Source organism: Marinifilum caeruleilacunae (assembly GCF_013141825.1).
GTDB classification, from domain to species: domain Bacteria; phylum Bacteroidota; class Bacteroidia; order Bacteroidales; family Marinifilaceae; genus Marinifilum; species Marinifilum caeruleilacunae.
The window spans coordinates 1-5,479 of sequence record NZ_RZNH01000070.1 but is presented as its reverse complement, the minus strand read 5'-3'; the positions used below and the strand labels follow the sequence as shown (position 1 = coordinate 5,479).

Genomic DNA, 5,479 nt, shown 5'->3' with positions numbered 1-5,479 from the left:
CATACTCGCGCCATCTGGGGCTTTATGCTCAACAAAAAACCCACTTACATTTTACTGCAAGTGGGTTGGGTTTTTCTTATTTACTGCTTCGCAGAGTCCGAGTTACAAACTCGAACTAGCGGGCTGTGCAAACTCGCGCCATCTGGGGGTTTGGTGGTTTCCTGTTTTGGCCAGTTTGGATAAAGTCCGCTTCGATCTTTCAGGTAATAATGTTTGCCATTATCGTTTATGGAACGTCCGTAAATACTAACGATTTCACCTTTTCGGTTTTTTAGTGGGAAGATGATGCAGTCTTTCGCAAAAGCAGTGTAAGTTGTGCCTTTGGCATTCGGAACGGAACCATTGTAAGGGATTAAAAGCCCTGCATCAATACAGGCTTTTACATCTGCATCGTTTAACCTGCCCCGGTGATGGAACTGCCCACTGTTGTAACCAACTTCAAGCTTGGTAAAATCAAGTCTTCTGCTTTCAAGATACTGTTTGGGTTTGCTTGCCTTGCCATTATTCAGGCCATTTTTAAAGGATGTGTAGATTTTACTCAGGATTTTAACATTCCCTTCGATTCCGCTCAGAGCAGAACTCACCACAGGACATTTTACTTTTTCTTTGGATGTTTTTATTTCTGTAATTCCGGAACAAAGCCCTGTTGCTTTTAAAAGTGCTTTGTGTTTGCTACAGTTCTCTTTTTTCTGGATAAACTCAATTACATCCCCGTTTGCACCACAGCCAAAGCAGTTAAAAGTGTTGGTATTTGTGTAGATTTTAAGACTGGGTTTGTCATCCTCGTGGAAAGGGCATTTTAGCATGTGATTGCGGTCTGCCTGTAGATTGTAATGCTTTAGTACAGTTTCGATGCTCAGACGGGATTTGATGTCGCTTATTTCCATTAGAAAAAAATCTTTTTGTGTAACATGTGCAACAAATGTAGAACTTATTTCTTTTTCACCAAAAGAACACCTTCTTTTTTTGTAGAACACTTTTAACTATTTTTGCCTTAAACTCATTAAAACAGTAAGCTTTTACGATACATGTTACACATTGGGATTAAAATAGCAGAGCTTCGAAAGCAAAAAGGATGGTCACAAAATGATTTGGCCAAAGCCATTGGTGCATCCAGAGATATTATAGGCAAGTACGAACGTAACGAAAATACCCCTTCTTTGGAGATGGCTCAAAAACTGGCCGAAGTATTTGGAGTGACGGTTGATTTTATTCTTGGCAAAGGAAGTATGGCCAGGTATGATAAGGAAGCTATTAAAAGGTTGGAAGACATTGAACACCTCGATCCCGATACTCGTAAAATGCTGTTTAAAGTAATTGATACATTCCTTAGGGATGCCAAGGCAAGACAAGCTTACGGCAGCTAAAAATTCAAAATATCATATACAAAAAGCCCAACACTTTGTTTTTAAGCGTTGGGCTTTCGTTTTATTGTTCTTGCCACAAGTCATGAAGACTTACGGTATGTAAGGGCATTCTACCACCCTTTACTCAAGTAGTTAGCTTCTATAGGTTCTGTTATATAATAACAACCATTGTATTTTGCAATGTATATTCGCATCGTCCATTTATTATTATTCTCATCTTTTAGTTTCATGATATAATTTTCCGTTGTAAAACCTGGCTCTTGTTCTGTTGATTCTAACTCATACTTTTCAAGCTCAAAATGCCATGATTCAAGTTTATAAACTCGAGTTAAGGAACCTATCAACATATTATAACTACTGGAATATCCTTTAATTAAAATATTCCTATTGCTTTTAAACATTTCAACATCCTCTTTATAGCTGAGATCCTTCTTAGCAGCATTTTCCAAAATTCCTATCACGCTATCAAAATCAACCAAAGAAACATAAGCTTTCGAACTTTTGTTATTAATAGCTTCTATTGATTTTTCCATTAATTCTTTTGCTGTATGACAAGTTTGACTTGATGTATTAGTACATGCAAATAACAATAGAACAATTAAACTAATAATAAAAACATAAATATACTCTCTTGTTTTTCCCATTATATCTATAAACTTATTTGATTTTTATTTAGTGTAGTAGGTTTATTAATAATTTAATTATTGCTTCACCCATTGGGAGCCATTCCAAACATACATACCTTGTTCGAGATTTCCTGATGCCGCATCTTTAAGTAACTTTTTTGCACCTTCTGTTTTCTGCTTCGAACTCTCCGCTTCCTCTTTATTATCTTCCTCTTTATTATCTTTAAAATAAATTTCATACAATTTCTTCAAACTATCGAACATAGCTTGCAATGGGTGTGGATCTCCTCTATTAGTTGCCACCTCATTATAATCATTTGTGGACATTATTAAGCCTTCAAAACTATCCGAAAATCCCATTTTTTCTGCCCTCTCTTTCATATCCTTCAACGCTTCCTTATTCTTAGGAAGAGTTAATGTCCCTACAAAATCAATCCGCTTAAAAATATTCTGAGTTCGACTTCTCCTCCCATATCTTTTTCCGCTTAGGTTTTGTCCATTTGTTGTATACCAAGGCACTCTTTTCCCACTTTCATTTCTTTTATAGATCCTATGAAATTTATCGTTAGTTTCTTTGAGCTTAACCAATGTTGAACCTCTAACAAACCAGTCATCTCGTCCATCTGGATCAACTCTATTGATCGGTTCATTTTCGCAATATTGATATGGTGATTGGTTAACATTAGAAAACTCATCAGCTAAAGGATCCACCACATGCCACCTTCCCAGACTAGGGTCATACATTCTGGCCCCATAATCATACCAATCCAAATTGTCACCATTTATCAAATCATCCTGTAACTCTTTGCCATTATACAAGTAACGGTTGTCATTTTGAACCAAGTTCATGGACATTCCAAATGGATAATAATCCTGATTCTGTAATACCGATGCCACCTGATTCACCTGGAAACTAACTCTTGTATTACCCAGGTGATCCTTCAAATTGTACTCATACAAATAAGTTGCTCCAGGCTTTACAATTCTTCCTTCACTTGTGATGATGTACGCTAAAGCATTATTCACATACACAAAATTACCAATATAATCAGTAGTGGTACTGCCATACACCTTTCTCAGCTTCTCTCCTGCGGCACTGTACTCATACCTTAACAAGCCTCCGTTGAGACTCTTTGGTAAATTTAGCAAATTATATGATATTACATGCCCACGGTTATCATCATCTATCAAATTTCCATTATCATCAAACTGGTATTCCACTGAATTTGATACCAATTCTTTGAATCCATCATTCCCGGCTGCATCTTCAACCTTCTTCAACTGGTTCCCTGTATAGGTATAGGTCAGATTATCAATAATCGTTCCACTTCCATTTTTTCTTACCAATGAGGATATGTTTCCATTCAAATCATAACCAATCTTTCCTGATACATTTCCATACACATCATAGTTCGCTGAATTTACCCAATTGCTCGAGTAATATTTATAATCCGCCTTTTTCAATCGGTTCAGTGCATCGTAATTGAACAAATAACCCTGAATACTCGACTGACTGCTATTCTTCCATTTCACTGCAGAGATGTTACCATTGAACTGCTCATCAGCCGTTCCACTCAGTCCGGATACATACTCATTGTAGCACAGTTCCATTCCAAACAAATCTCCTACCTCGTTATTCAGACTGCCACTACTTGCCAAACTCGAACTGTTGATACTGGTAAGCCAACCACGAATATTGTATCGGTAATCAATAGACTGGATACTCTCATGAACATCCTTTTCAATCAACTGCCCCAGCTCATCATACTGGTTTTCTACCATTAGCACCTCTGCCTGACTACCAATTTTATGGTAAGCCTTTGTTAGCCTCTTGACATGATCATATTCAAATCTTTGGGTGATCGTAATTGCACTTGAACTACTCAATCTTTTGTGATATTGTTCTGTCTTGGTCACAGTTCCTGTAAAATCATACAGGTTGGTGATTCTATCGTATCCTCCCAAATGATTCTTCTTATACGACTGAAGAACTCTGCCATACTTGTCATAGTACATCACCTCTCGTAGCCATGCTCCCGATTCAAGATTCTTGGTCTGTGTAGCAGTTACCATACCGGTTACATCTGATGCCTGTGTATTGGCTGAAAAGCCTGATGGTTCTGTATAAGCATAGCCCCATCCTGAACTGACCGAATAATCATCGTAATAGGTGTAGGTATGTGCTGTTCGACCTGATGGTATGTAATTGCTACTGGCATTGACACTTGACTGTAAACTTGCAAAACTTCCTCCTGAACATACACCCGTTTCTTTTGCTCGGTTTAAATCATCATAAAGCGTGTACATCCATTGACCGTTATTCTCCAAATTACCATCTCTTGTCATCACCAAACGATCGCGGCTATCATAAAGCATATAAACAGGCTCGGCTCCAGGAAGAGTCTTTTTTATCATCCTGTTTCTGTGATCGTACTCATATTGATAGCACAGCTGTGTAAGCTCAGTACTTGTAACTGTTGTACTACCTGATTCAAATGCTTTTGGAGGCAATACATAACGCAACAGTCCAAAATCATCATACACATAGTAAGTATTTACTGCTGTACTCTCATCAAGCCAGCTTCGCTTTAATACTACTTGCCCTTGTTTATCCTTGAACTCTTCCGTTGTATGAGACTTGCCTGATGTCCAATTCTCATCCTTTGTAACTGTTTTGTACAACTGGTTTACTCCATAGTAAGTATTACTTGTAGCAGTAATATTATCAACATTAAAATTCAATACTTCATTATTGGTGTTGCAATCATATTCCATCTTGACAGTATGACCTGAAAAAGTCGGAATAGATCCGTTAAAAGTTGGTTGCCAGTCTGATCCAGGGGCACCTTGTGCCAATACACGGTTTAGTGGTGAGTTTTCAAAAACCGTTTTACTATAGGCATAATCATCCTGACTGCTACCAAAATGCTGAGTCCAGTTTGATACTTGTGTTTCATTAGAATAATATGCGCCGTTAGATGAGTTCCCCGCAAATGGAAGATATGCTTTACTCTCTCTTCCATGTGCATCGTAAACTACTGGCTGAATCAAATCTTTTCCGTTGGGACTTGCTCCTACTTGTATCGATTGATCGTTTCTTCCAAGGCCATCCAAATAAGTAATACTCTCCATTATCGGTCCACTTACTCCCTGATTGCTTTGAGGTACAATCGTGTGTACGTAGTTTTTATCCGTCGATGGAGTCACACTACTAGATTTTATCGCTATTACACGGATATCATCAAGTGCAATATCTCCTGCATAATTACTCCCTGTGGTTCCAACAAATCTGAACAAGACAGTATTACCCCCAGATAGTCCGAGTTTGCACCTGCTGTTGGCGCGAGCTCAATGTCATTAAGTTAAGGTTATTTCACAAAGCATCACGCTGATTTTTAGTAACCTTTGGTTTGACTCTATTTCTGTATTTATCTTTATGCCGATTAAAATTACGATTCGGTCTTATTGGAATTAAATTCTTACTAA

The 5,479-nt window shown here is 37.8% G+C and carries 4 protein-coding genes; 1 reads left to right on the top strand and 3 read right to left on the bottom strand.

Annotated features, from left to right (window positions below; genetic code table 11):
- Window positions 1–80: 80 nt before the first annotated feature.
- The gene (locus ELS83_RS21335) at window positions 81–887 is read right to left on the bottom strand and encodes a CHC2 zinc finger domain-containing protein (RefSeq protein ID WP_171597576.1); all 807 of its coding nucleotides are present in this window, start codon (window positions 885–887) and stop codon (window positions 81–83) included.
- A 141-nt stretch (window positions 888–1,028) separates the two neighbouring features.
- Here ELS83_RS21335 and ELS83_RS21330 point away from each other — a divergent pair, with 141 nt between their 5' ends.
- On the top strand, window positions 1,029–1,367 hold the full coding sequence (locus ELS83_RS21330) for a helix-turn-helix domain-containing protein (protein ID WP_171597575.1): 339 nt from the start codon (window positions 1,029–1,031) through the stop codon (window positions 1,365–1,367).
- A gap of 110 nt (window positions 1,368–1,477) precedes the next feature.
- Here the strand turns inward: ELS83_RS21330 and ELS83_RS21325 are convergent, their stop codons facing one another.
- Window positions 1,478–2,011, bottom strand: coding sequence for a hypothetical protein (locus tag ELS83_RS21325; RefSeq protein ID WP_171597574.1), 534 nt, complete (start codon window positions 2,009–2,011; stop codon window positions 1,478–1,480).
- Between the two features lie 57 nt (window positions 2,012–2,068).
- Window positions 2,069–5,290: a DUF6443 domain-containing protein gene (locus tag ELS83_RS21320; protein ID WP_171597573.1), complete on the bottom strand. Its 3,222-nt coding sequence runs from the start codon at window positions 5,288–5,290 to the stop codon at window positions 2,069–2,071.
- Window positions 5,291–5,479: the final 189 nt, after the last annotated feature.

What these genes read in the sequence shown, in the direction of transcription:
- ELS83_RS21335 (WP_171597576.1), bottom strand. Translation starts at nt 887, where the DNA reads ATGGAAATAAGCGACATCAAATCCCGTCTGAGCATCGAAACTGTACTA.
- ELS83_RS21330 (WP_171597575.1), top strand. Translation starts at nt 1,029, where the DNA reads ATGTTACACATTGGGATTAAAATAGCAGAGCTTCGAAAGCAAAAAGGA.
- ELS83_RS21325 (WP_171597574.1), bottom strand. Translation starts at nt 2,011, where the DNA reads ATGGGAAAAACAAGAGAGTATATTTATGTTTTTATTATTAGTTTAATT.